The following is a 26,739-nucleotide window of genomic DNA, read 5'->3' as shown; positions in this document are numbered from 1 at the left end:
TTACACAGGCTTAGCTATCTTTTTCAGTGAATCGATATACTGATATGCTTGATCAATTTCTTCCTCACTATATTTTTGCTTCGCTTTTACAGTATTGATTTTCTCAATAACCTCTTCGCGTGGAAGATTATCAAAATATAAAACAGTGGAAACCAATTCTAGAAAACGTGCATTTTGTTCATTCATATTGGTTAAGATCTCATCCAAATGAGGCATTTTTGTTTCATACAGGCTTAGAAATTCTTTTCCGTTATCGGTAATCGAATAGCGATATTGAAAATATCCCCCTTTTTTCTCCTTCACTTCTCCGATAAATCCTAAATTAAATAGTTCTTCCACTCTAAGTGTCAGTTCTTCAGAATAAGGGCCATAGAAGTGGAATTGAAATCTTTCTTGAAAAGGAAAATCTAATTTTTTTGCAATGTATATCATCTTTTGTAGCTTTTTACGTCCAACAATTTCCCCCGAAGCTGCAAGCGCACCCATTAATCTAACATGATCGTTTAACAAAGAAACTCATCTCCTGCTTTATACAAACTATTTCAATTATAAACTCTCTAATATCGCACGAATCTTCTGCTTCACTTCGCTGCTTGTTGTTTCATCCTTAATAAAATCTGCTGGAAAATATAATTTATGATCCGTTCTGCGTTTTCCTGATATTGCATCTACGATGTCAGATGAACGGGATAATTCCCTTAGTTCTCCATTTGACTTAAGCAAATGGATAGGCAGTCTTTCTTCCTCCTCACCAGGACGATAAAAATCATAAGGTAAATCAGACGAAGAATCGACTACTAAATAATAGTTAGGATCTATTCCTGCTTTTTCAAATAGGCTTTCTAACTGACTATGTACTTTGAATTGTTTTGCTGGGTCAAAATCAACATACTTAAATAAATTCCTATTCATAAATCTCGTACATAAATCGCTTAATATAGGATCTTCTTCTTCCTGCCACATCTGAAAATAATATAATATGACAGATTCATCTAATTTTAAATAGTCTTCTAATGTCATTTCATCCTCAAAAAGGGAATAAAAATGGATTGGATGTTGTTTAAACGAATAATATTCATCATGCAATGCCTTTGCCCGATGCAAAATTTTTGTTAGAATCACTTCAGCACTTCTCGTGACCGGGTGAAAATATACCTGCCAATACATTTGATAACGGCTCAATATATAATCCTCTACTGCATGCATTCCACTATATTTGAAAACTACTTGTTCCTCTCTAGGCCTCATAACCCTCAAAAGTCGCTCTATATCAAAATGGCCGTAGCTTACCCCAGTAAAATAAGCATCTCTAAGTAAGTAATCCATACGATCCGCATCTAGCTGACTAGATATTAAACTAACAACTAATTTATTTTCATATGTTTTGGCAATGACTTCTGCTACTTTTTTAGGAAAGTCCGGACTCACCTTGCTTAATACTTTATTAACCTCTGTTTTTCCAACAATGATTTCTTGTGTAAATTCCTCATGATCAAGTTGAAAAACCTTTTCAAAAGAGTGGGAGAATGGGCCGTGTCCCAAGTCATGCAAAAGGGCGGCACATAAAGATAAAAGTCGCTCTTCAGGGTTCCACTCCGGTCTTCCGTCAAAAACATCATCAATAATTCTTCTAATAATTTCATATACACCTAGGGAATGATTAAACCGACTATGCTCTGCACCATGGAAGGTGAAATAAGTTGTACCAAGCTGCCGAATCCGGCGCAGGCGTTGAAATTCCTTCGTAGCAACTAAGTCCCAAATCACCCTATCTCTTACATGGACGTAGCGGTGAACGGGGTCTTTAAAAACCTTTTCCTCGGTCAATTTTTGTTTAGAATACTCCATGCTTAACCCTCTTCCTAGACAATCATGTTTTTATTATAACGACTTTTTTTTCATTTTCAAAGACCGCAAAATGCTCATTTAGAAACGGGAACTAAGGGAATAACCTATACCTTACGCTTTTCTTAATTGGTAAGAAAGCATAAATTTTATTGAATTATAGATCATGAATAGTGTCTGCTCTGTCTAGCTCCAGCGCCTATCGACTAGCGTACTTCAGGACTCCTCCCTACGATAAGTCAACATCGATTCGCCCTTTAGGGGCTCCCAAAAAGTTTCCTTTATCTCAGTCGAAGTCCCTCCAAGGAAAATTTTACTGCCAATTTTCCCAGTACGTACGTCGATGAGCAAGGCGCTTACGCTTTTCTTATAATAATTTGAGAAACTACTATATTTTTTACAATATTGGTATAAAAGTGATTTCTTTTGTCCATCCTTTGATTAATGGGGAAAGTTAATTATGAAATGGGAGTTGAGAAGTATGAAAGAACGCCAAGATGCTTGGACAGAAGAAAATGATTTACAATTAGCTGAGACAGTGCTGCGTCATGTCCGTGAAGGCAGTACACAATTAAATGCATTTGAAGAGGTAGGAGACAAGTTAAATCGAACATCTGCAGCCTGTGGTTTCCGTTGGAATGCTGTTGTTCGCCATGACTATGAGCAAGCTTTACAGTTAGCGAAAAAGCAGCGTAAGCAAAGACAGCGTTTACTAGGTAAGGATCAGGGTGGAAAGAAAAAGCTACTCTATCAACCACCTACTCCATCATATGAAGAAATAGAAGAAATTCCTTTGGAAACTATTAATCAAGAATTTGGAGAAGAGATGGAAGTATTACAACCAGCTGCTACAACTACAGTCAGTCAAAACCAAAATGAAGAACTTAATCTTCAAAAGGTCATTAGTTATTTACAATACTTAAATAGTACCCAGTTCCAATCTACAATTTTAAAAAGTGAGAATGCAAGATTAAAACGTGAAAACCAAGATATGAAGCGACAAAATGAAGAGCTGCAGAAACGTATTCATGATCTAGAAAAGAACTCAGTTACGATGCAAGAAGATTATGAAACGATGATGAAAATTATGAACAGAGCAAGAAAACTTGTCTTATTCGAAGAGGATGAACCTTCGACCTCTACCTTCAAGATGGATCGAAATGGGAATTTGGAGAAACTGGCGGAGTAAAATAAAATACGAGGCGACTGTTACGCCTAGAAAAGCAAAAGCACAACCTTTCTGTGATGAAGATTCCACAAAGAAAGGTTGTGCTTTAATTTATATCGGTCATTTTAATCAATATATCGGTCAAAAGTTGAAAAATATCGGCTATTTTCTCAACTTATCGGTCAAGAGTCGAAAGATATCGGTCATACCCAATACCTTACCCAACCTTCTTCATCTGCTGCAGCTGATACATTTGAAAATATTTCCCTTTCAGCTCCATCAGTTCATCATGGCTGCCTTTTTCCACTATTTCACCTTTGTCCAGGACAAGGATTTGGTCAGCATTACGAATCGTAGATAAACGATGGGCGATGATAAAGGTGGTTCTTCCTTTCTTAAGTACATTCATAGCCTCCTGAATGATGGCCTCTGTTTCTGTATCGATATTAGAAGTTGCTTCATCCAAAATAAGGATGGCAGGATTAAAGGCTAGTGCTCTCGCAAATGATATTAATTGTCTTTGTCCGGAAGAGAGAGTGCTTCCTTTTTCAACAACCGGTTCATCGATTCCTTTTTCTAAATTCTTAAGCACTTTATCTGCACCGACATCCTTCAGTGCTTTTTCTACCATTTCACGAGAAATGCGAGGGTCACTTAAGCTTACATTCGAAGCAATCGTTCCTGTAAATAAGTAGGGGTCTTGAAGAACGATAGCCATATGCTCTCGCAAACTCTGTGTCGAAAGGTCTTTAATGTTTATTCCATCTATTTTGATTTCACCTTTCGTACAATCATAGAATCGAAATAATAGGTTCATAATTGAGCTTTTTCCAGACCCTGTGTGACCAACTAATGCAACGGTTTCTCCACATTTTGCATCAAAAGTAATATTTTTTAACACATCATTATTTTCCTTGTAACCAAAGTACACATGATCAAATGTCACATCTCCCTTATAACGAGGGATACGCTCATCACTAACATCTGTGCCTTTTTCTCCAAGCAATTCAAATACTCGTTCTCCTGCCACTAACGCCTGCTCCAAATTCGCTAATTGGTTTACGACACCAGTGACCGGCTGGAATAACCGGTTAATATAATCGACAAATGCGTATAGAACACCAAGAGTGACAAATGAACCAACTCCAATTGAACCTCCGCCAAAATACCATATAAAAGCGACAAAAGTGATATTTCGGAGTACTCCTACAAGATTGTGTGAAGTAAGCGCATTTAGGCTCAATAATTTATTTTGATATTGAAAGTGAGTTTTATTCAGCTCCTCAAATTCCTCTTGCATTTTTTCCTCGCGGCGAAAAGCTTGAATAATACTCATCCCTTGGATCGATTCATTGATAGAAGCATTGATTTCGCTTATCTTCGAGCGGATCACCTGATTATATTTAGAGGCATATTTACGGTAAATAATGATCCAAAGATAAAGCAATGGCAACAATAATAAGCAGATCGCTGCTAGTTTTGCATTCAATATAAACAGTGCAATATAGATTCCTGTTATATAAATTGTACTTGTAAAGAATGTGGCCAAAACCGTTACATATAAATCCCGAATGGCTTCTGTATCGTTTGTGATACGGGATACTACTTTACCTGCGGGTAGATTATCAAAATAGCGAATAGGTAATCTTTGAATATGCTGAAAAATATCTGTCCGCATTTTTTGAATAATTCTATTGGCCGCTTTTTGTAGGTAAAAATGTTGACCGTATTGAAATAACGATGCACTCAATAATAATCCAAAATAAAATAGAATAAGATGAATAATCCTTGGTATCTCTGGCTGATAAAACTTCAATAGTTCGTTCGTTGATATTTTTTGAGCCTCTACCTCTTGAATGAGATCACCTTTTTTTATTGTTATGATGCCATTATGATAGGTTCGTTCTCCATCAACTTGGATTTTTCCATCAATAAAATAAAAGCTTTTTCCAACTTGAATAATTCGAACTTCTTTCCCCTTCACTTCACCAGATTCAAAATATTGTTCCCGCTTATAATACTTCCCATCATATAAAACAGCATCCTTGCTTTTGTCCGCTTCAAACCATGGAGATTCAATCCCCAAAACATGGGAGTCGATCATCTTTTTTGCAATAAACGGGCCTGTTAATTCGGCACCTACGGAAAAAGTAAGCATGAGAAGAGCGATGATAATGAACTTTTTATAGCTCATGGCATATTGAATTAGTTTTTTTCCGACTTTCATGAAAGCACCTCCTCGCTTTCTGAAGCTTCAAGCTGCTGGCGTTGATATTGCTCCAAATACCATCCTTCTTGTTGAATCAATTCCTTGTGGGTCCCTTCTTGGGCTATTTGCCCATCATCTAGCACAATAATCCATTCAGCGTGTTCTACTGCTGATAGGCGATGTGTGGTAATGATTGTTGTTTTTCCTTTTCGCTCCTTTTGAATATTTTCAATAATTCTTGTCTCTGTTTTTGCATCTACAGCAGACAAAGAATCATCCAATATTAATATTTCAGGATTTTTGATTAACGCACGGGCAATTGATATCCTTTGTTTTTGCCCACCAGAAAGGGCAACCCCTTTTTCCCCTACTAATGTTTCCAATCCTTCTGGCAAAAGTTCTAAATCTTTGCGGAAAGAAGCTAAATCGATAGCATTTTGAATATCACTATCACTTGCTTCTGGATATCCAAATTTGATATTTTCCTTGATCGACCGTGAGAAAAGAACATGATCTTGCGGCACATAGCCAATCCAATCCCGAACCTGCTCCTTCGTTTGTTCGCGAATTTCAACTCCAGAAAACGAAAAGCTGCCATCCCCTTCTTTATATTCTCGCAGTAACTGTTTAACAAAGGTGGTTTTACCGCTGCCGGTTTTCCCAACGATCCCAAGTGTTTCACCACGATTTAGGTCTAAGCGAATATTCTTTAAATTTTTCACAGAAGATGATGGATATTGAAACTCATACTCATTCAATTGCATACGATCAGGTTGATTAACTGTTACAGGGTGTTCTGGATTTTTTACATCCTCTGATGCACTTAAGGTTTCATCTACCCGATCCAGAGACGCACTGCCTCTTTGCATAAGATTCATAAGCTCCCCAATCGCAAACATTGGCCAAATCAACATTCCTAAATACACATTAAAGGATACTAAGTCCCCTAAAGTAATCGTTTGGTGAAAGACTAAGTACGCCCCATAGCCTAATCCGATTAAATAGCTCATTCCTGTTAAAACTTTAATAGTCGGATCAAATAAGGAATCTATCTTTGCTACTTTCATATTTTTTGAAAAAACATCTTCTGTCATTTGATGAAACCGATCTTCATCCGCACGTTCTTGAACATATGCGCGAATCACTCGAACACCTGCTACAGATTCCAGCACCTTATCATTAAGATCCCCAAATGAATCCTGTGCTTCGATAAAGCGCTCATGAATTTTCTTTCCATAGATCCCCATTAACACTGCCATAATTGGAAGTGGCAGGATAGCCGCCAAAGTTAACTTCCAGCTAATGAGAACACTCATCGTAAACAAGATCGTCAGCATGAATATCGTTGAATCTGTCAAAGTTAATATTCCAAAGCCAGCTGTTATTGAAACAGCCTTCAAATCATTCGTCGCACGAGCCATTAAATCTCCCGTCCGATTTCTTTCATAAAAGGCAGGAGTCATTCTAAAAAAATGTCCCATTAATCGTGAACGAAGCTTTCTTTCAACGAGGAATGCCCCGCCGAATAATTGATACATCCAAACATATGTGATTCCATATGATACAACCGTGATAAGAAATAAATAAAATAAATAACGAAGGATCCCTCCCCAGGTCAGGTTTCCTAAATGAATATTATCAATGGCCATTCCCACTACCTTCGGAGGGATAACATCTAAAATCCCTACGATGATTAATAATAAAATGGCAATTACATACCGCTTCCACTGTTCTTTAAAAAACCAGCGAAGCTTCCACAATACTCGAAACATCTTCTGACACCACCCAAATTGTTGAAATTAATTTTAAATAAAAAAATGGGCAGCTGCACTAGGCAGCTGCCCACAAGAAGCTAACGTACCTAAAAAGGTACAGTAGCAAAGGCAACAAAAAAGCACAGGAAACGATACGCCCCTGTGCTTAAGTATATCGATAATAAGAGGAGCTTAATAAACCCCAAGCTTAGGACAGGTTGCGTGATTTATAAAGTTATTTAATAAGTCTTTGTTGAAATCAATGTAAATCATCACAATACCTCCCTTGCCTTAGAATTTTTATGGTAGGCTCTTTTCCTTACTTCGTTGCATCATAAGAAAAGATGCCCAAAAAACATATAATATAAGGATTTTATCCCATATATGAATTGACAACAGTCTTTTCAAAAACAGCCTTATGGTAATACTTTGTTAGATTACCATTAATTAAATTGTGTGTCAATTCCTAATCTTTATAAAGGTTAAAGAAATTTTATTATACAAACTTTTCGTTTCTCTCTATAATTCGTTTGTAATACTCCTCATACCATCCTAGCTCATCACCTGAAAGGGGCTCAGAAAAAATTTGCTGGCTCATTTCTTTGAGTGCTGTTAGAAAGCGAAGCATGACATCCTGTACCGATATATGTGTATGCAATAAATCAGCTAATGATGCCATTACTTCCGGGCGGATATCAGGATATACCCATTTTGTTTCTGCATCTTTTTTTGCTTTTTTGTAGAATTGTTGAATATGCTTCGCTCTTTCTTCTCCTTTCCCTGAAACACAAAGATAAATTTGTACGGCAACCCCTTTTCGAATACGGCGCTGTGAGATTCCCGCAAACTTTTTCCCATTAATACTTAAATCATAGCTGCCAGGACAATACGATCCTACAATCTCTCTCGCTTCTATCGTTACCTCAAAATCTGAAAACATTTGCTTAATTAATGCCCACATTGCCTCATAGCCTTTGTTAATATCAATTCCTTTTTCTGTATCTGGGAAGATAAGCGATAGGTTTAACACCCCTTCATCCAGGACAACGGCTAATCCACCCGAATTGCGGACGATATATCGATAACCTTGTTCTTCTAAATAGTTTAAACCATCTTCTAAAAACGGAAGCTTCGTATCTTGAATTCCTAATACGATAGTTTGATGGTGAACCCATGATCTTGCTGTAGGAACCGAATATCCTGATCCAACAGAAGTACAGAGTGTATCATCCATCGCAAAAGATTGTAATGCATCAAAATGTGGCCCTAAGCTGGATTGATCAATAATCCGCCACTTTTCTTGTTTTAATAATGATAATGCCTGTTCCATCTAGTATCTCCTTAGTACGAACAAATTTTTCATCTGTAATGGGACAAGGGACCTGTCCCTCTGTCCCATTATCAGGTGTTCTTGTCTGATTTTCAACAATTCAGATTGAAAATGAGTGATTTGGAAAAACTATGCTATAGTAATGGTAGATTTACATTAGAATAGGAGTGATCTAGATGAGTGAAGCAGCTCAAACTTTAGATGGTTGGTATTCCTTACATGATTTAAGAGCAATGAATTGGACAGCTTGGAAAGAACTTTCAAGTGATGAAAGACAAGCAGCTATACACGAATTTCACCAATTTTTGAATAAATTGAATGAAACACAAGATAAGAAAGAAGGAAGTCATGCTTTATACACCATTATTGGTCAAAAAGCAGATTTCATTCTCTGGATGTTACGTCCAACAATGGAAGAGTTGAATGAGCTAGAAAACGAATTTAATAAGCTAACAATCGCTGAGTATACCATCCCTACATATTCATATGTTTCAGTAGTTGAACTAAGTAATTATGTCGGTGGAGGAGATTCAAATGAAGATCCTTATGAAAATCCGTATGTAAAATCAAGATTATACCCAATCCTTCCAAAATCAAAATACATTTGCTTCTATCCGATGGATAAACGCAGAGAAGGAAATGATAATTGGTACATGCTATCAATGGATGCACGCCGTGAATTAATGAGAAGCCACGGTATGATTGGACGTAAATACGCTGGAAAAGTGAAACAAGTCATTACAGGTTCTGTTGGCCTAGATGATTATGAATGGGGCGTAACCCTATTCTCTGACGAAATGCTTCAATTTAAAAAGCTTGTATACGAAATGCGATTTGATGAAGTAAGTGCCCGCTACGGTGAATTCGGTTCTTTCTTTGTCGGAAACCTATTAGAAGAAGATAAAATTGCAAAGTTTTTACATGTGAATTAATATCTCTACTTTACTAAAAGAGCAAATCTACATTTTTGTAGGTTTGCTTTTTTTATTCCTCCCTCATACATCACTTTCCTACATTCATCAGCTAAAAAGATTTCTCTAAATATTTATCTTACAAAAACGTAAGAAACTTTGTAAGTTAAATAGATAGGTACTTTTAAACCTCTTTTGTAAGATATAAAAGACGTATTTACATGGAGGTGCCGTATGGAAAAAGTGATCACCAACAAACGAATTGATGCTCTTGATTACATTCGGGGGGTTGCATTACTAGGGATTATTTTAGTTAATATTCTTGACTTGCTTAACATTCAAATTCCAGACCCCAAAACGATAGATGCTAGTTATCAAAGATTTTTATATCTATTTGTAGAAGGGCGCTTTTACTCGATATTTTCATTTTTATTTGGAGTCGGGTTTTATATTTTTCTTTCACGCGCAAAGTCAAAAGGAAAGAATGGGTATGTCCTGTTTATCCGTAGACTGATTATTTTGCTAGCCTTCGGACTCATTCATACTATTTTCCAACCAGGAGAAGCTTTGAAGTACTATGCTATTTGCGGTTTCATTGTCTTGCCATTTTATAAAGTGAATAAGCACATTAATTTAGCCTTAAGTCTTATTTTATTAGTCCTATTTTGTGTAATGGGCGAAAAATTACTTCTAACCTTGCCGCTCATTTTATTAGGACTTGCTGCAGGACAATATCGAGTGTTTGAAAATCTGTCTCAGAAAACCAAACCATTTGCTCTCTTTACTGCAATAATGTTCCTACTTAGCGGGATTGGATTCATCATTCAGTATCAAATGATCCCTGGTTCACCGTTTCAAAATATGATTGTTATGGATGAAGACGGATCAATGGACCAAGCAAGTAAGTTTTTAAAAATGGGAGTTTCTGTTGGACCGATCCTTTCTGCTTTCTTTGTTGGAGTACTTGTACTTTTATTACAAACAAAAGTAGTACAAACACTATTATCACCACTTAAGTATTACGGACGAATGGCATTAACCAATTATCTTGGGCAAACTGCCTTAATCTTAATTGCGGGTAAGCTATTCCATTTCACAGCAAACCTTACATATATTCAAACACTATATGTATGTATAGCTATCTATATTATTCAAATGATTTTCAGTTTCTTTTGGTTACGTCTATTCAAGATGGGACCTTTTGAATGGATATGGAGATTGATTACGTATTGGCAAGTCCCGCCATTCATCAACAAAAAAACTCAGTCTTAAATAAATATAGGAGGTTTATAGAATGAAAACACCAGTTGTAGATGTGAAAAATGTTAAGAAAGTATATGGAAAAAATGGTGAAAGCATGTCACATGCGTTAAAAGGAGTATCTTTTTCAATACAAGAAGGTGAGTTTGTTGGCATCATGGGACCATCTGGCTCAGGAAAAACAACACTTTTAAATGTTATTTCAACTTTAGATAAAGCAACAGATGGCGTTATTCAAATAGCAGGTACAGATATTACAAAAATGAAGCAAGGTGAGCTATCCGATTTCCGTTCACAAAGACTAGGATTCATTTTTCAAGACTTTAATTTGCTAGAGAATTTATCCATCTATGAAAATATTGCTTTACCACTTTCTTTACAAGGAGTCCCTTCTCGAAAGATTGGTCCAAAAGTAGAAAAGGTTGCAGAAATTTTAGGAATTTCAGCCATCCTTCAAAAGTATCCGTCAGAGGTTTCTGGTGGACAAAAACAACGATCTGCAGCAGCGCGTGCCCTTGTTCATGAGCCTGCTATTATCTTAGGGGATGAGCCTACTGGAGCCCTTGACTCGAAAAATGCAACAAGCTTATTAGAAGCTATGACGAATTTAAACGAAGAACAAGGCGTGTCCATTTTGATGGTAACACATGATCCCTATAGTGCTAGTTATTGTCAACGAATTTTATTTATCCAAGACGGAGAGCTATATAAACAAATTCACCGTAATGGAGCACGTGAAGCATTTTATAAGGAAATTCTAGATGTGTTGGCAGACTTAGGCACACAAAAAGCATAACAAAGGAGGGAAAAACATGTTATTCAAGCTATCTATGTCTGGAATAAAAAATAAATTAAAAGATTATTTCGTCTTACTCATTGGTCTAGTGATGTCCATTTCGATTTTCTATATGTTTCAAACATTAGCATTAAATAAATCCTTTATTGAATCGAATTCGATGATTCAGTCCATCGGATTCGTCTTTCAAGCCGGTTCAGTCTTACTAGCCATCATTACATTCTTTTATATTTTATATGCCAATTCCTTCCTATTATCACTACGTCAAAAAGAGTTTGGAATGTACATGATGCTAGGGGCAAAAAAATATAAGATCTCATTACTGATCGTGATCGAAACAATTTTCTTAGGAGTTGTCTCACTAGTTATTGGGATTGTCTTAGGAGTAGGACTTTCCGAAGGAATTGGTCAACTGCTTATGAAACAGCTTGAATTTACTTCAGACGACTATCAAGCATTTTATGTTCCATCAATGACAATCACATGTGTCTTCTTTTTTATTCTATTTGTATTGTCTGCCATCATGAATAGTGTGAAATTATCACGTACTACCGTCTTACAGCTAATACATTCCGACACAAAAACAGAGAGAATTACGATTAAAGGAAAAGGAACTGTTTTCGTTGCAATATTTGCCGTCTTTTTATTAGGAATTGGCTATACTTCTATGGTTTTCATGGAAAAATTAAGAGAAATCGGAATCATTATCGCTTTGATCACAACAACATTAGGAACCTATCTACTCTTCATGTCGCTTCTTCCACTGATTATTAAAAAGCTTAAAGGCAATAAAAAGCGACGTGAAAAGGGGCTAAACGCTTTTACCTTTGCCCAATTGAACTTCCGAATTAATAGTTTAACAAAAGTGCTTGCAACAGTTGCCATGTTAGTGGCTTTAGGTGCAGGTGCCATGTCAGCCGGTATGGCGTTTAAAAATAATGTATTAATGATGACAAATGGCTTTCAACCATATGATGTTGTAATTCATAATCCAATCGTACAAGAAAAAAATATCTTAAACAAGATTACATTTAAATTTAAAAATGAATATCATTATAAAGTAGATAAAAAGTTTGTATATTATGTAAAAGAAGAATTAGAGAAAAAACGTCCACTAGTTCCTGTTACTGAAGGAAGAGAGGGTTTTGGAAAATATAGGCCTGTAACGGGAAATCTTCCAGTAGATGCAACAGTGGGAGCAAATACGGATCAAAAAAACACAACACAATTACCAGAGCAATGGACTCGTGCTTTATATGATATTCAACCATATTATGTTTATCCCGATCAGCAAATAAAAATCGTTGATCAAAAGATGTATGATGAACTACAAGGTAAAGAAGCGATTGCCATTATAGGGATATCAAATGATTTTGAAACTTATAAAACAGAATGGAAAAAAATTGATGAATTAGAGCTAGAAAAATATAAAAATATTAATGCTGACCAATTAAATAGTAAATTTAGTTCCTATCAAGCTTTTTACGGTGTTTCCAGCGGAACAGTATTCATGGGCTTCTTCTTAGGGATTGCATTTCTTGCAATGATGGCCAGCTGCTTAATGTTTAAGATTCTTACCGGAGCATCAAAAGACATTACGCGTTATCAAATGCTGAGAAAAATCGGTGTTCGTCAAGAACTATTAACGAAATCCATATATAAAGAACTGAGCTTAGTATTTATTTTCCCTGCAATTATTGGTATTGCCCACGTTTTAGTCGGAATGAATATCTTCTCGTTTATTTTAATCAACCCATATTTCCGTGTGTGGCTCCCAATTTGTATTTTTGCCGTCATTTACGCAATATACTACTTCATTACTGTTCAATTATATAGAGGAATCGTTTTGCCGAAAGAAGAATAATAATAAAATCCCGGATATCATACCCGGGATTTTATTATTCAGCTTTTCACATCATTTCCATCCTTCGAAAACACAAATGTAAATGTTGTCCCTACACCGATTTGACTATCTACTTGTATAATTCCGTTATGCCCTTCAACGATGGACTTGCTTAAAGAGAGACCAATACCTACAGATCCGGATTTTTTATTTTTCTTTCCTTTATAAAACCGTTTAAATATATTCTTAATCTCTTCACGTTCAATTCCTTCTCCGTGATCCTGTATTTGTATTTTATACAAGGTATCAGTCTCGTTCACCTTGATAGAAACATTTCCGCCACTCGTAGTATGCTCGATTGCATTTTTAATAACATTCAACAAGGATTCTGTCATCCAGTCTGCATCATGCTTCATAAAACATTCTTGTTCAGATGTAACCTGTACATGAATTCCTTTTTGTGAAGCGAGTTCCTTTAATATTTCAACACTTCCCCGTACTGTCTGAGTTAATGATGCGTTCCTTTTCTGAAACTGAATAGCCCCTACATCTAGCTTGGCAAGCTTTAAAAGACTTTGTATCAGCCAGTTCATTCGCTCCAGCTGCTGTCTTCCCTGATCGAGGAACATCATCTTCTGCTCTTTTGATAGTTCTTTTTCTATCATAATTTCGTTATACATCGATAATGCAGCTAAAGGTGTTTTCAATTGGTGTGAGATATCTGACATCAAATCAACTAGAAACCGCTTTTCTTTTTTTAATTCAGCAATATTTTGTTGGATGACGAAACGCATTCGGTTAAAGCTATGTATAAGCTTAGAAAAATCTCCTTCGCGAATTTCCGGTAAAGATGTAAGTGTTTTTCCTTCCAGCACTTCATCGGCGAAACGAGTTAATTCACGGATTCTCGTAAACATGCTCCTAGAAAATTGATAGTGGAAACCTAATAAACAAACAAAAAGAAGCAGTAAGCTTACCGTTGAAAAAAGAATGATTGATCGAAATAAATCAGTTAATTTAGGGAAAAACTTCATCGATAAGTTCGAGGAAATTCCATACTTCGCTAAAACTTCCATTCCTGCTTGCTTCTCATCAGCGCTCACATTCTTTGTAAGAAGTGAAACCAGTTCATCTTGAAGCTCTGGATGCTGCTTAAGAATAGCCCCTGTTATTGCTGCGTTTGATTCTATATAATCCGTTTTAAATTGCTGACTTATATAATATGTTCCATAACCAATTAAAACGCCAAAAAATAGTAATGATAAAAAGAAAAAACGTAGCGTTTTTTTCATCTCAGGATTTTGCCATAAATCGAAGAAACCTATTCTCTTACTACTCGTTTGTTCCATTTATACCCTAACCCCCGATGTGTCAAAATATATTCCGGGTTTGTAAAGTCAGTCTCTATCTTCTCCCGCAATCTTTTAATATACACGGATAACGTATTATCCTCAAAAAATCCACCGCCCCCTTCTAAAAGTAAATCAAAGATTTCTTCACGGCTTAATATTTTTTCTGGATGATTCATAAAAATTAACATCAATTTATACTCTTGGGCAGAGAGGGGGATCTCTTCTCTTTCTTTTTTTAAAACAGCACAATCAATATCAAGAATAATGGAGCCGCTTTTTAATTGATGTCCCGAGCTTTCTTTCCCCTTTCTTCTTAATACAGCACGAATGCGTGAAAGTAGCTCTCTCACTCGAAATGGTTTTGTAATATAATCATCAGCTCCTATATCCAGACCTAGAACGATATTCACTTCATCATCCATTGCAGTAAGAAAAATTATCGGCATATCTGATTGTTCCCGAATATATTTACACATATCGTAACCATTTCCATCTGGGAGGGTAACATCAAGTAATGCTAAATCAAATGATTCTTTTTCAAAGATTTCTTTGCATTCTTCAACTAAGCTTACATGTGTAACCTCATACCCTTCTTCCCTCAATGAAAATTCTAATCCCAAGGCTAATGAAGTGTCATCTTCTAATAATAGTATTCTCACTACATACCATTCTCCTTTTTCTATTAGCTGTAATTGCAAAAACTGTAAAGTATGATAAATCCTTCGTTTGAGTCGTCTTTCTTTAATACAGTAAAAAAACAGAGAAGATCCTATCGTTATTCATTTCTAAATTTGTCAGTCCATTGAGTATTTTTAAGCATATGCGAAGAAACTAATGCTGATATATTGCAAATAAAAATAAGAACAAGGAAAGCTAAAAAGTATATCTTTAAACTTTCCATCCATTCTAAAGGGGCTCCATTTAAAGCTAGTAATAGCTCTATAAACCCAGCAGCTGCCATTCCAATCCCACCGCTAATTAAGCCAAAAAGCAATCCTTCTTTTATTACCATATTTCTTACACTTTTTATCGACATTCCTATAGCTTGAAGGGTTGCGTATTCCCTTCTTCGTAAAATAATATTCATAATCGTCGTATTAATAATATTTAATATCCCGATAAAGGCTATTACGATAACAAATCCATATAACAATATTTGTATTTGTGTTTCTAAAGACGTTGCATTGCGCTGGTTTTCAACTACGTTTACAATCTCTAAGTTAGGATTATTGGCCGTTATTTCTTCTAATTTTTTCGATACCTTCTTCATATCTTTTTCGTTTTTTAGATAAAGTGACATCCCATTTACAGTTGGTGTAGATGGAATGATTTCTGGATAGGAAAGGAGTTCATTTTCTGACTGGCCAAGCTCAATAATCCCTGAAACTTTTACCATTCGCATTGGACCGTAATCATTGTTTTCCTCACTTTTTGTCTGAATAAATACCTGATCTCCAACCTTCATTAAGGATTTACTGCCCTTTCCTTTCGCATAAATAATCCCGTGATCGAGTAACATTCTCTTTTTATTTATTGAACCAGCAATCAGTCTATTCGTCAAAAATCTCTCGTTTTCGACTGTTATGGGGGAAACATTAGAAAATGCTGAATAGAATTCCTTTCCATCTATATTTGATGCATATATATTATCTGCTTCGGTTTGACTTAAGTTTGAAATTGGAAGATTTAATTTAACAGGTACACTGGCATAATGGATATACTTTTCCTTTATTTCCGGAATCCTTTCTAAATCAGCCCATAAAGCCTTTGGCAATGTCTCCGATTGATGAAGAACAATCCTAAAATCTCCATTTATTTGATCTCGTATATCCGATTTGATCATCATCATGACAAAACTAGAAAAAGCGATAAATAAAAACATACTAAATCCAAGAGAAAAGATAATAATGAAAGATCTTAATCTATTCCTGAAAATATTTCTAATCGCCATAACGGTTTCAATACCAACAACATTTTTCAAAAAGCGATTCATCCTTCTCGCACTTAGCACTCTATGACTGCCTGTTCTTCTTAAAAAATCTAATGGAGATGCTCGATTCGCTATCTTTAATGGGAGCAATCCCGAAATAATCAGTGCAAACAACCCAATAAAACTGCTTAATAAGAGGACACCGGGTGATAAAACCATCGGAAAGTAAAATAACGAAATTTCTGTTTCCTGAAAAAATAATTGATATAAACTTAAAATAATCCAAAAGCCGAAAATACCAAGAATAAGACCTACCGGGATACTAATTAATCCGTATATTCCCATTTCATAAACAGTCATTTTTTTAATTTGCCGTTTAGTAGCACCCACTGTTCTTAATAAAGCAATATCACGAATCCGCTCGGTAATGCTTATCTGAAACATATTAAATATGAAGGCAAAAGTCGCGATAACAACAATACCAATCGGTAAGATGTAAATAGGTGATTTATATATGCTGGTGGCATCGGGAGTTTCTTCAGAAAACATAACTCCTATTAAAGGATGATTTAATTCAATATTTTCTTTAGGGACATCATTAAGTAATTGTCTATATACTTCTTGAAAGTTTGCATGTTCATCTACTTCAAGAAAAATCTCTATATTTTTTTGCTCTGTTACTGTTTTTTTGACAATAAACCCTTCTAATCCCTGTTCATCACGGAAATTTTGATGATTGTCGACAATCTTATGTACTTGAAGAATATGACTTTTTCCTTCTTTATCCTTGAGTGTTATAGACTTTTCCGTATTATATCTTTTCTTAAGATCTGCAAAAACCCACTTTTCGATAATAATTCCTTGATGATTTTGTTCTTTAATTGCGTGGAATGGAAGTAATGAAAAGACTTCTTGATCGATTGTTTTAAGTACTAGCTTTTCTCCATCTTTTAAGAAGTAAGTCTCTTTGGAAAGCACTCCTGCCTTTTTAATCTGAGGATTCACTTGAAGGCGCTTTAATAATTGATGATTTGCATGATTTATTTTTACATGGTAGGAGCCATTATCACTTTTTGTTTTATGAATACTATACTGTTGGAAGCTAATTAAGAAAGTGCCTATTGAAGTAATAAGTGATATAGATAAGATCATTCCTAATAAAGTTAAAATCGTTCTTTTTTTATTTTGCAATAAATGTTTTTTTGTCAATTTTCCATAGATCGACATCTTTATGACCCCTTCTAAGCGTAAGACACATCTTTTTTAATTAAACCATCCTCTATTTCAATGACCCGATTAGCTCTATCAGCTATTTTCATATCATGTGTGACAACAATTACGGTTTGCTTATACCTTTGTGCGGTTAATTGCAAAAGACTGATCACATCCTCGCTTGTTTTGCTCTCTAAATTACCTGTTGGTTCATCTGCTAATATATAAGCAGGTTTATGTATTAATGAACGTGCAATGGCGACCCTTTGCTGCTGTCCTCCTGACAATTCTGATGGAGAGGCATACATTTTATCTTTTATGCCTAGATAATCAACAATATCTTGATAATAATCATGATCCACTTTCTGATGATCAAGCAATATAGGAAGCTGAATATTTTCCTCTACATTTAAAATAGGAACGAGATTAAACGATTGAAAGATAAGTCCAATTTTTCTGCGGCGTAAGATGGAGATTGCCTCATCAGATAAAGAATAAATGGGTTGTCCTTCTACTTTAACAATTCCCTTTGTTGGAGCTTCAAGACCACCTATCGTATGAAGCAATGTACTTTTCCCTGACCCTGAAGGACCAATGATGGCAATAAATTCTCCTTTCTGAATCGTCAAATCAATTGAAGTTAAGGCTGGAACAGCACTTTTTCCTTTTCCAAATATTTTACTAACACTCTCTAATCGAATGACTTCCAACATATGATCCTCACTTTCCCTATACATTTTGGCATTAGTATATTTACTATAACATTCTTCTATTCTGGACGTATAAGCAAACTAGGTCTGACCCATTGAATGGTGCAGACCTATCATGTTTTATTATCCTATTTTGACTAACTGTACTGTATCAACTTTGAAATCGATCATTTTTTTCTTTGGATCTTTTTCATATTTTATCATTCCCATTGTTTTTTTTTCTCCATTTATAGAAGACCATTCATTATCATCGACAATCAAGAACATATCAACATAACTTCTTCCATCCCCTATAATTTTGTTTCCTTCATAGGATACTTTTAATTTTTTTTCATCTAAATTTAGTTCATTCACTTCCTCTTTAGCAAAAAGAACGGCATTCCCTTTTTTCACTTCCGGTAATGATGAAATTGCTTCTGTTTCATCATCCTTTTTCACTTCTTTAAAAAGATCTTTATCTACAAGTGCTTTAGCTGTTGTTTCATCTAAAATCATTACTTTTTGATCACCAGCATCAGCAACTTTGATTTTGTACTCAGCTTTTTCTTTAAGATCCTCTTTCTCTTGATCAAAGATATTCTCTACCTGATTTTGATCTCCATATAAAACAACTCCATTAGCTTTTGTAAACTTCTCTTTTGTCTCACTACAGCCTGTTAATAAAGATCCCGCTAACATTGCAGTTACACATACACTTAGTAATTTTTTCATTTTTTGCTTCCTCCTTTAAGAAAAGCGCAAGCGCCGCAGCTCTAGCGTACGGATTTTGTAGTCTTCGACTGAGATAAAGGAAACACGGCGAGGGACGAGCCGATGTTGACTTATCGTAGGGAGAAGACGGAGAAATCCGCTAGCCGATAGGCGCTGGAGCTAGACACAGCAGACACTTTTCATGCCTAATATCCTTAGTAAATTTCTTCTTTCTTACCTTTTTAAAAGTACTTCATCTCTTGCTGTTGATTTCATTATAGGAGAACCATTAATTCTCACCTATCTATTTAGATGACAGCTATCTTACAGTATTGTAAGAAAGAGCTTTATGGGTCCTTTACGAAAAAAGTGAAAGTTTTTTGAGTGAGAGAAAGATCCTCTTAATTTTTTTTAAAACTATAAGCTTTTAAAAAATACGATTATATTCTCGGCATATCTTTCACCACTCTTACATACATATGAAATGTAAAAGCTAATCTTAAACCATTCACCATACATCTTAAGGAGAAGCAATAAAGTGAGGTGAAGTTTTGGTAGTACTTACTTTTCATAAAGGAATAGCAATTTAAAGTGAACAAGTCTTGAATAAAAATCTGAAAGTAGTGGTATAGGTTGCTATTTGAACCTATTTTAAGGAGGGAGAAGATTGTCAAAATCAAGTTATAATCCACCACCTTATGGGTACCAAATGCCACCAGGTGGTGGACAACAGCCAATGTATGGAGGAATGCAAGGAATGCCTCAGTACGGTGCACAACAACAAGTTCCACAAGCAATTCCATTTGCGCAACCAGCAACTCCAACTCCACCTTCAGCAGGCCCAAGTATTCCCGGTATGCTGCCTGTTGAACAATCTTATATCGAAAATATTTTACGTCTAAACAAAGGGAAACTCGTAACACTATATGCTACGTTTGAAAATAACCGAGAGTGGAACGCCAAAATATTTAAAGGAGTCATTGAAGCAGCCGGACGTGATCATGTCATTCTAAGTGATCCTCAATCAGGCGAACGAAATCTTATTCCAATGGTTTATGTAGACTACATTACATTTAGTGAGCCAATTGAATATGAATATCCATATGGAGCTGCTCCGGGACTTACAACTTATTCTCCGAGGTAAATAAGAAATGCGCAAGCGCCTTGTTCATCGACGTACTTCCTTTCGGGACTTTCGACTGAGATAAAGGAAACACGATGAGCCCCTAAGGGCGAATCGATGTTGACTTATCGTAGGGAGGAGTCCTGAAGTACGCTAGTCGATAGGCGCTGGAGCTAGACACAGCAGACACTTTTCATGTCTAATATCCTTAGTAAATTTTATACTTTCTTACCTTTCTAGAAAAGCGCTGGAGTTAGACAATACAACAAAAGGCCCTTCAAAATGAAGGGCCTTTTGTTTTTATATGGCTCTTTTCGTAAACTTTGTTGTTTTTAACATCAAGTAAAAATCGGTATTAGGATTTTTACGGTTTTAATTTATCTTCCTATTAGAATTTAAGACTTATTATATAGGGAAAAGAGCACGTAACAATATTATTCTTGCCCTAAAAATCTATCCGAAAAACAACAATCTATTCGAAAACAGCCTTTTATATTCATCTGTAGGTAAGAGTTTTCCCCATTAAAGATGTTTAATTGCCGCAACGACTAAAAGAACCCATGCTACTAAAAATGCAACTCCACCTATTGGTGTGATTGCTCCTAAAATACTAATTTTCGTTAAGCTTAATACATATAGGCTTCCTGAAAACAGAATAATACCGATAAACATTAACCAGCCAGACCAAGACATTAGCGAAGAGCCCTGAATATTTCCTGCAATAATTCCAATCGCTAAAAGACCTAATGCATGAAACATTTGATATGTAACTCCTGTTTTCCAAATATCCAAATATTTTGGTTCTAATTTATCCTCTAGACCATGTGCCCCAAAAGCTCCAAGTGCAACAGCTAAAAATGCATTAATTGCCCCAATAATAATAAAAGCCTTCATCAGATACACTCCTTTTTCTCAAGCCTAAAATGCTAGACTGAAATCAAATTTCCATTCCTTATATTTTAAGAAAAATAACACTAGAAATCAAAAATTGACTCTCCATTTGAACCATCATCTGTCTTTAACGGTTCAGCTTTCCCTACTGTTGAAATACTTTGAGTGACAGGCAGATTTGTCTGTAAATTATTTAACCCTGTCTGTAAAATCTCTCCACTTTTCTCTTCTTCTAAAATAACCTCGCATAAGGTTTTGATCGAATAAATATGTTTTTTCGCCATACTTTCGTCTTTTGTTTGCTTCGCATATTTCATTTCCTGCTCTATTTTATTTAATAGAGAATTCAAAGATATACTCATTCATCCATCTCCTAACAGGATTCTTTTGCTTTATCTTCTTTATGATTTTAGCATACTTGTTCCTAAACTCTTAATTCTATACGGGTTATTTCGACATGTTTCACGTGAAACATGTAAAATTTTGTCACAGTAACACCTATCCTACAAAGGAATAATAAATCCGTTTCGCTTTAATAGGATCATTCGTCCCATGGATAAGTGCCCGCCCATCCTTAAACATCACCATTTTCACATCTTCCTTATGAACGGATATTAAGTATGGATTTTGATTAACCTGATACCCTGCTTGTTTCCACTGTGAACTGAGCTGGTCTAATGATGGAAGAGAGCCGTTCGCTGGACGGATTTGTACTGTATTCCTTCCGCAAAGGACCGCTGTTTTTGTTTGTGACTCATGTGATAAAAAAGGGTGTGTTCTTTCTTCACCACAGGTCAGACAATCAGTGTTTTTTAAAGCATCACTTGTTTTTATCGATAAATGATGGTTTTCCCAAAGATCAAATGTTATATAGGTTCTTCGAAGTGCATCCCAGTTCTCACTTAAAATTTTCAAAGCTTCAGCAGCTTGATAAGCAGTTACCATTTGAACCGTGGGAGCAATAATTCCAACCGTATCACATGTCTGCCCCTTCATCGGAAGTTTTTTGAGTAAACAATGCAAACAAGGTGTCATACCAGGAATAATGGTAAAGGTTGATCCATAACTCCCGACGCATGATCCAAAAATCCAAGGTATATTATACTTATAGGCGACATCATTTAAGAGAAATCTAATTTCAAAATTATCAGTTCCATCAATAATTAAGTCTACTGTTGGAGCAAGTCTTTCTAATGTAGGAACATCTGCCTCACCGACAATAGCTTCAATTTCAATGTCACTATTAATCTCAGTTAATCTGCTCTTCGCTGCAACCGCTTTAGGAAGTTTATCCAAGGCATCTTTTTCAGAAAATAACTGCTGCCTTTGAAGATTACTTGTTTCTACATAATCACGATCGATCAAGGTTAATTTTCCTACACCTGCTCTTGAAAGCATTTCTGAAATACTCGAGCCTAATGCCCCAATCCCGACAATTAAGACATGCTTACCACCTATCCGTTTCTGACCCTCCACTCCAATCGGTGAAAATAACATTTGTCTTGAATAACGATCATCCATCATTCAATCACCCTCCACTTACTGGTGGAATAAGTGCTACAATATCACCATCACGAAGGGTTGTATTATCATTACAAAACTCTTCATTCACCGCAATCATGATACTATCAAGGTTTAAAAGTGAATAGTTTTCTTGTAAATATCCTTTTAACTCTTTCACAGTTCCCGAGAAAGAGTCCATTTGAAGTTCACTTTTTCCTATTTGTTCTTTTAGATGTGCAAACAACAGCACCTTAATCATTCAAATCATCCCCCCCTCGGTTTCCCTGTGAGATACTCTTTCGTACCTAGCTGATTTCCAATCCATTCCTCTCCATTTTCCCAATGCTCTTTTTTCCAGATCGGAACAATTTCTTTAATTCGCTCAATCGCATATCGATTAGCTTTATAACTTTCTGCACGATGTGGAGTAGAAACCGCGATAACAACAGCGATATCGGTAATATCTAATCGCCCAATCCTATGGGTAATTGCCGTCTTTGCTTCTGGCCATCGCTCCTTGATTTCATTCCCGATTTGCTCCAGCTTTTTTACTGCCATTGATTCATAGGCTTCATATTCTAAATATATGGTTTTTTTCCCGTTTGTTAATTCCCTAACAGTTCCAATAAAAGTCGTGATCGCTCCTGCCTCTCTTTGAACAACCTTTTGTACAACCGATTCAATACTAATTGGATCCTTCGTCATCTCATAAAACATTTCTTCTCCCCCCAATCATTCAGCAATTTTTTTCAATGCCTGCTTATAATCTTCCATCGTGTTCATATTCCATAAGCTGTTTTCCCACTGATTTTGTAAAAATACTGGTGCATCATGTTGTTCTACTATTTTAATATTTATATGATTAAATAAATCTGTCATCCTTCTTTTCTTAGACAACAAACAATTCCTGATCGGTTCTTGTATTCGAGTTTGATAAGCTCCAAATAACGGATGAAGTCTACCGTGGTAAGAAGGAATGACTGCATCATAATCTCCTAGCTCCATTTCATGTATAAACCATCTGCTCATATCATTTGCAGCAAATGGCATATCACAAGCTACAACTAAACACTGTGAGGATACTGCCTCATTTAATCCTGTATATATTCCTGCTAACGGCCCTTGTCCCTTAAATTCCATATGATCAGTTAAAATGGACACATGAAGATCCTTGTATTCTTCAGGTTGATTGGTAACAAGCAAGATTTTGTTAGAAACCGGAGAAAATTCATTTATTAATCGATCAATGACCCTTTGCTTTCCAAAAGGTAATAACGCCTTATTCGTTCCCATTCGACTTGATTGCCCACCTGCCAATATAATGGTATCCATCTATTCATCCCTTCTGCCTATGATCTTATAATCTTACTTTAACACGAAAAAGACAGTCACTACAGTGAGGACTGTCTTTTATTAGGCTCTTTTCTTATACTTTGTTGCTATTTGTAACAAAGTAAAAATCGGTAGAGATTTTACGCAGTAAATATCTAGTAGGATTTTTACGGTTGTTTTTGCGTTTATATAATAAGTATGGGATGAAGAAAAGAGCACGAAACCAATTTAATTAAGTATTTGAGCTATTTACGAAAAGCAATCTTTGCGAAAACAGCCTTTTATTAATATTTTTTATACTGCCTTTCTTCGAAAATAAGTAAAACCACAAGCTAAAAACAAAACGAAACTTCCAATTATCACAAATAACAATGTTTCTGTTGAAACATATAAAGATCCAATATCTCCTTCTTTTGAGATTGACATTAAAAACGGTTGTGCCCACGGGTACCAAGGACCATATTTAGCTGAATTAGCAACAAGCATATTTGGAATGGTAAAAATAACATTTATAGCAAGAGGCGCTGCAAAACTTGCCCATGCAGTTGAAACCCAAAGTTGCAAGGCGGCTAATGGTAAACAAGCGATCCAACTGCCAATAATCCCTCTCCATACGATTTCATTAGGAATCTCACCTGAAAATCCTTTTGCCGTACCAATCAAATAAAAGCATATAAAAAACAGAAGTTGAGTAATGGCTAAAAATAGAATGACAAGAAACCCCTTTGCCAAAAAGACTTGAGCCCTTGAGACAGGAAGAGCTAATAACTGCTTCCATCCACCACCCTGATGTTCATACCTACAAACAAAGGCCGAAAACACCCCTGTCAGCAATGGTAAAAATAACAATGAATGAGCAGATATCATAATGGTATATAAATCAGCCCATGGAACGGGTGAGTCATCTGTATTCTGCAATACACCTAACAATGCTGCTAAAGCAGGGCTTATAAATAATAAGATCCAGATATTCGATTTTCTAAACTTCAGCCATTCTGATCGAACAATATTCCAAAACATTTATTTCACATCCCGTTTCGTAAAATCTACCATTCCAAATAAAAAGATAATAAAGCCAATAACAAGTCCCCAGCCAACAAACCAAACAGGATCATGTTGATCACTTGTTAATAGAGGCCATTTCCAGATCACCCAGTCTGGAACAAAAACAGTATACATTGAAAAAATAGCACCTAATATTCCTATCGTTAATGGAAGAGCTTGGTTTTTTAAAGTTGTCGAAAGCCATACCTGAATTCCGAGAATAGGGATCCCTGCAAAAAAAGGAAAAAAACTCATCTTTGCAATGCGAATATAAGGAATATCTAATCCAAACTTCAAAATAATTCCAAGCAGGATGGTTCCCAAAAATAAAAGAAAACAGGAAAGAAATATTAAAAAAAGATTCATTAAAAATTTGGCCGTATAGACTGTTTTTTTAGAAATCGGCATAGCAATTAATTGCTTCCAAGCATTTTGTTGATGCTCAATATTGGCCGTCATGGAAGCGATAATCGTAAAACCTAATCCTAAAGTAATTGGGATAAAAAGATGTATATTATTAAGAAAATCCTTCCAATGGTCTCCACCAGGCTTCACTAGGTAATCATATCGAAGGCCATAATTGGCAGCTTGTAATAGTAAAACTCCTAGCGGGCCTAAAACAATTAAAAACCATATCCATTTTCGCTTTATTTTTAGAAAATCAGCTTTAATCATTGAAAGAATCATAGACTAGAAGCCCCCTTTGTAATTTCAAGGAAGATATCTTCTAACGACATTTTTTGTTCCTCTACACGATAAATAGAAAACTGATGCTGGACAAGCTGTTCAACAGCTTTTGCAATAACTTGATTCTCATTTTCTTCTATTAATACTTGTCCTTCACGAAAATCTGCTTTAATACCGCTTGCCAATAATGTCCGCCAAGCTGATTCATCATGATTTGTAACAATTTTAATTTGGCTTTTTGCACGTTTTCTTAAAGCAGAGATAGAATCTTGAAAAATCATGGACCCTTTTGTAATAATTCCGACTTGAGTAGCCATTTGATCTATTTCACTTAATAAATGACTAGATACGATCACAGTAATTCCATGTTCTTCAGGCATCTTTTTAATCAGCTCTCGCATTTCAAGAATTCCCGATGGATCTAACCCATTTGTCGGCTCATCTAAAATTAAGAGCTCTGGATTTCCCAAAAGTGATGCAGCAATACCAAGACGTTGTTTCATTCCGAGCGAAAAACCTTTCACTGGTCGTTTTGCTTCATCTTGTAAACGAACAATCTCTAAAACTCCATCAATTCTCGATTTCGGAACGTTTAATATTCTACGTAAAGCTTCTAAATTTTCTCTTGCAGTTAAATGACCATAATAGGATGGCGATTCTACTAAAGAACCCACTTTTCGTAAAACCGATATTTTCTCCTTTTTTAATTCTTTATTAAATATTCGAATTGAACCGTAAGTTGGCTTCATTAAGCCTAAAAGCATCCGGATTGTCGTTGTTTTCCCTGCTCCATTAGGTCCTAAAAATCCATAGATTTCGCCTTTTTTTATTTCTAAATTCACTCCATTTACTACCTTTTTTCCTTTAAATCTTTTCGTTAAATTATTTGTCTTTACTATATATTCGTTCATCATCTCTTCACCTCTATTACGATTCTAAACGTGAAAGGTTAAATCAAAAGGTAAAGGTTGTTTAAATTTTGTTTAAAATAAGAAAAGCGGAAGTGCCTTGCCCATCGGCGTATGGATTTCGTAGTCTTCGATTGAGATAAAGGAAACACGGTGAGGTAGTTCACGAGCCGATGTTGACTTATCGTAGGGAGGAGACGGAGAAATCCGCTAGCCGATAGGTGCTGGAGCTAGACAATAA

General features: G+C 35.7%; 25 protein-coding genes. 6 read left to right on the top strand and 19 right to left on the bottom strand.

Going from position 1 to position 26,739, the window contains the following annotated elements; all coding sequences use genetic code 11:
• Positions 1 to 510 carry a YwgA family protein gene (locus tag ACQKP0_RS10375; protein WP_427405761.1) on the bottom strand — a complete coding sequence of 170 codons (510 nt, stop codon included), beginning with the start codon at positions 508 to 510 and terminating at the stop codon, positions 1 to 3.
• Positions 511 to 546: 36 nt separating this feature from the next.
• Complete coding sequence (locus ACQKP0_RS10370; protein WP_427405760.1) at positions 547 to 1,848, bottom strand: HD domain-containing protein; 1,302 nt, start codon at positions 1,846 to 1,848, stop codon at positions 547 to 549.
• Between the two features lie 478 nt (positions 1,849 to 2,326).
• On the opposite strand from ACQKP0_RS10370, the gene ACQKP0_RS10365 reads away from it, so the two are divergent.
• On the top strand, positions 2,327 to 3,034 hold the full coding sequence (locus tag ACQKP0_RS10365) for an RsfA family transcriptional regulator (RefSeq protein WP_427405759.1): 708 nt from the start codon (positions 2,327 to 2,329) through the stop codon (positions 3,032 to 3,034).
• Positions 3,035 to 3,230: 196 nt separating this feature from the next.
• On the opposite strand, the gene ACQKP0_RS10360 is transcribed toward ACQKP0_RS10365, so the two are convergent.
• The 3 genes from ACQKP0_RS10360 to ACQKP0_RS10350 all read right to left on the bottom strand — a co-directional run bounded on the left by ACQKP0_RS10360 (position 3,231) and on the right by ACQKP0_RS10350 (position 8,306).
• Positions 3,231 to 5,240, bottom strand: a complete 2,010-nt coding sequence (locus ACQKP0_RS10360; RefSeq protein WP_427405758.1) for an ABC transporter ATP-binding protein — start codon at positions 5,238 to 5,240, stop codon at positions 3,231 to 3,233.
• Complete coding sequence (locus tag ACQKP0_RS10355; protein ID WP_427405757.1) at positions 5,237 to 6,994, bottom strand: ABC transporter ATP-binding protein; 1,758 nt, start codon at positions 6,992 to 6,994, stop codon at positions 5,237 to 5,239. Before ACQKP0_RS10355 ends, ACQKP0_RS10360 begins: the two co-directional genes overlap by 4 nt.
• A gap of 478 nt (positions 6,995 to 7,472) precedes the next feature.
• Positions 7,473 to 8,306, bottom strand: a complete 834-nt coding sequence (locus ACQKP0_RS10350) for a lipoate--protein ligase family protein (RefSeq protein ID WP_427405756.1) — start codon at positions 8,304 to 8,306, stop codon at positions 7,473 to 7,475.
• Between the two features lie 176 nt (positions 8,307 to 8,482).
• On the opposite strand from ACQKP0_RS10350, the gene hemQ reads away from it, so the two are divergent.
• The 4 genes from hemQ (at position 8,483) to ACQKP0_RS10330 (ending at position 13,137) form a co-directional block, all read left to right on the top strand.
• Entirely contained in the window at positions 8,483 to 9,238 is a 756-nt protein-coding gene (gene hemQ, locus ACQKP0_RS10345; RefSeq protein WP_427405755.1) for a hydrogen peroxide-dependent heme synthase, read from the top strand.
• 213 nt (positions 9,239 to 9,451) lie between these two features.
• A complete protein-coding gene (locus ACQKP0_RS10340; protein ID WP_427405754.1) occupies positions 9,452 to 10,489 on the top strand; it encodes a DUF418 domain-containing protein in 1,038 nt (345 codons plus the stop codon).
• Positions 10,490 to 10,511: 22 nt separating this feature from the next.
• Positions 10,512 to 11,273 (top strand): ABC transporter ATP-binding protein, encoded by a 762-nt coding sequence (locus tag ACQKP0_RS10335; protein WP_427405753.1) that lies wholly within the window; start codon positions 10,512 to 10,514, stop codon positions 11,271 to 11,273.
• Between the two features lie 16 nt (positions 11,274 to 11,289).
• Complete coding sequence (locus ACQKP0_RS10330) at positions 11,290 to 13,137, top strand: FtsX-like permease family protein (protein ID WP_427405752.1); 1,848 nt, start codon at positions 11,290 to 11,292, stop codon at positions 13,135 to 13,137.
• A 38-nt stretch (positions 13,138 to 13,175) separates the two neighbouring features.
• Here the strand turns inward: ACQKP0_RS10330 and ACQKP0_RS10325 are convergent, their stop codons facing one another.
• From ACQKP0_RS10325 to ACQKP0_RS10305, 5 genes are all read right to left on the bottom strand, one after another.
• Positions 13,176 to 14,465, bottom strand: a complete 1,290-nt coding sequence (locus ACQKP0_RS10325) for a HAMP domain-containing sensor histidine kinase (protein ID WP_427405751.1) — start codon at positions 14,463 to 14,465, stop codon at positions 13,176 to 13,178.
• The gene (locus ACQKP0_RS10320) at positions 14,438 to 15,127 is read right to left on the bottom strand and encodes a response regulator transcription factor (protein ID WP_427405750.1); all 690 of its coding nucleotides are present in this window, start codon (positions 15,125 to 15,127) and stop codon (positions 14,438 to 14,440) included. Before ACQKP0_RS10320 ends, ACQKP0_RS10325 begins: the two co-directional genes overlap by 28 nt.
• A 116-nt stretch (positions 15,128 to 15,243) precedes the next feature.
• Positions 15,244 to 17,625, bottom strand: coding sequence for an ABC transporter permease (locus ACQKP0_RS10315; RefSeq protein WP_427405749.1), 2,382 nt, complete (start codon positions 17,623 to 17,625; stop codon positions 15,244 to 15,246).
• 14 nt (positions 17,626 to 17,639) lie between these two features.
• Positions 17,640 to 18,320: an ABC transporter ATP-binding protein gene (locus ACQKP0_RS10310; protein ID WP_427405748.1), complete on the bottom strand. Its 681-nt coding sequence runs from the start codon at positions 18,318 to 18,320 to the stop codon at positions 17,640 to 17,642.
• 123 nt (positions 18,321 to 18,443) lie between these two features.
• Positions 18,444 to 19,031 carry a lipoprotein BA_5634 family protein gene (locus ACQKP0_RS10305; protein WP_427405747.1) on the bottom strand — a complete coding sequence of 196 codons (588 nt, stop codon included), beginning with the start codon at positions 19,029 to 19,031 and terminating at the stop codon, positions 18,444 to 18,446.
• A gap of 646 nt (positions 19,032 to 19,677) precedes the next feature.
• On the opposite strand from ACQKP0_RS10305, the gene gerQ reads away from it, so the two are divergent.
• Positions 19,678 to 20,154 carry a spore coat protein GerQ gene (gene gerQ, locus ACQKP0_RS10300; RefSeq protein WP_427405746.1) on the top strand — a complete coding sequence of 159 codons (477 nt, stop codon included), beginning with the start codon at positions 19,678 to 19,680 and terminating at the stop codon, positions 20,152 to 20,154.
• A gap of 501 nt (positions 20,155 to 20,655) precedes the next feature.
• Here gerQ and ACQKP0_RS10295 read toward each other — a convergent pair.
• The 9 genes from ACQKP0_RS10295 to ACQKP0_RS10255 all read right to left on the bottom strand — a co-directional run bounded on the left by ACQKP0_RS10295 (position 20,656) and on the right by ACQKP0_RS10255 (position 26,501).
• Positions 20,656 to 21,027, bottom strand: a complete 372-nt coding sequence (locus tag ACQKP0_RS10295; RefSeq protein WP_427405745.1) for a DUF423 domain-containing protein — start codon at positions 21,025 to 21,027, stop codon at positions 20,656 to 20,658.
• A gap of 80 nt (positions 21,028 to 21,107) precedes the next feature.
• A complete protein-coding gene (locus ACQKP0_RS10290) occupies positions 21,108 to 21,386 on the bottom strand; it encodes a YwdI family protein (RefSeq protein WP_427405744.1) in 279 nt (92 codons plus the stop codon).
• Between the two features lie 136 nt (positions 21,387 to 21,522).
• Positions 21,523 to 22,545 (bottom strand): ThiF family adenylyltransferase, encoded by a 1,023-nt coding sequence (locus tag ACQKP0_RS10285; protein WP_427405823.1) that lies wholly within the window; start codon positions 22,543 to 22,545, stop codon positions 21,523 to 21,525.
• 7 nt (positions 22,546 to 22,552) lie between these two features.
• On the bottom strand, positions 22,553 to 22,786 hold the full coding sequence (gene moaD, locus ACQKP0_RS10280) for a molybdopterin converting factor subunit 1 (protein WP_427405743.1): 234 nt from the start codon (positions 22,784 to 22,786) through the stop codon (positions 22,553 to 22,555).
• Positions 22,787 to 22,791: 5 nt separating this feature from the next.
• Positions 22,792 to 23,244, bottom strand: a complete 453-nt coding sequence (locus ACQKP0_RS10275; protein WP_427405742.1) for a molybdenum cofactor biosynthesis protein MoaE — start codon at positions 23,242 to 23,244, stop codon at positions 22,792 to 22,794.
• 15 nt (positions 23,245 to 23,259) lie between these two features.
• Positions 23,260 to 23,859 carry a molybdenum cofactor guanylyltransferase gene (mobA, locus tag ACQKP0_RS10270; protein WP_427405741.1) on the bottom strand — a complete coding sequence of 200 codons (600 nt, stop codon included), beginning with the start codon at positions 23,857 to 23,859 and terminating at the stop codon, positions 23,260 to 23,262.
• Positions 23,860 to 24,153: 294 nt separating this feature from the next.
• Positions 24,154 to 24,879, bottom strand: coding sequence for an ABC transporter permease (locus tag ACQKP0_RS10265; RefSeq protein ID WP_427405740.1), 726 nt, complete (start codon positions 24,877 to 24,879; stop codon positions 24,154 to 24,156).
• Positions 24,880 to 25,590, bottom strand: a complete 711-nt coding sequence (locus ACQKP0_RS10260) for an ABC transporter permease (RefSeq protein WP_427405739.1) — start codon at positions 25,588 to 25,590, stop codon at positions 24,880 to 24,882.
• The gene (locus ACQKP0_RS10255; RefSeq protein ID WP_427405738.1) at positions 25,587 to 26,501 is read right to left on the bottom strand and encodes an ATP-binding cassette domain-containing protein; all 915 of its coding nucleotides are present in this window, start codon (positions 26,499 to 26,501) and stop codon (positions 25,587 to 25,589) included. Before ACQKP0_RS10255 ends, ACQKP0_RS10260 begins: the two co-directional genes overlap by 4 nt.
• Between the last annotated feature and the right edge of the window lie 238 nt (positions 26,502 to 26,739).

It is taken from the genome of Heyndrickxia sp. NPDC080065 (assembly GCF_050281185.1).
GTDB lineage: Bacteria > Bacillota > Bacilli > Bacillales > Bacillaceae_C > Heyndrickxia.
The sequence above is the reverse complement of the archived record's forward strand: the minus strand, read 5'-3'. Positions and strand labels throughout refer to the sequence as shown.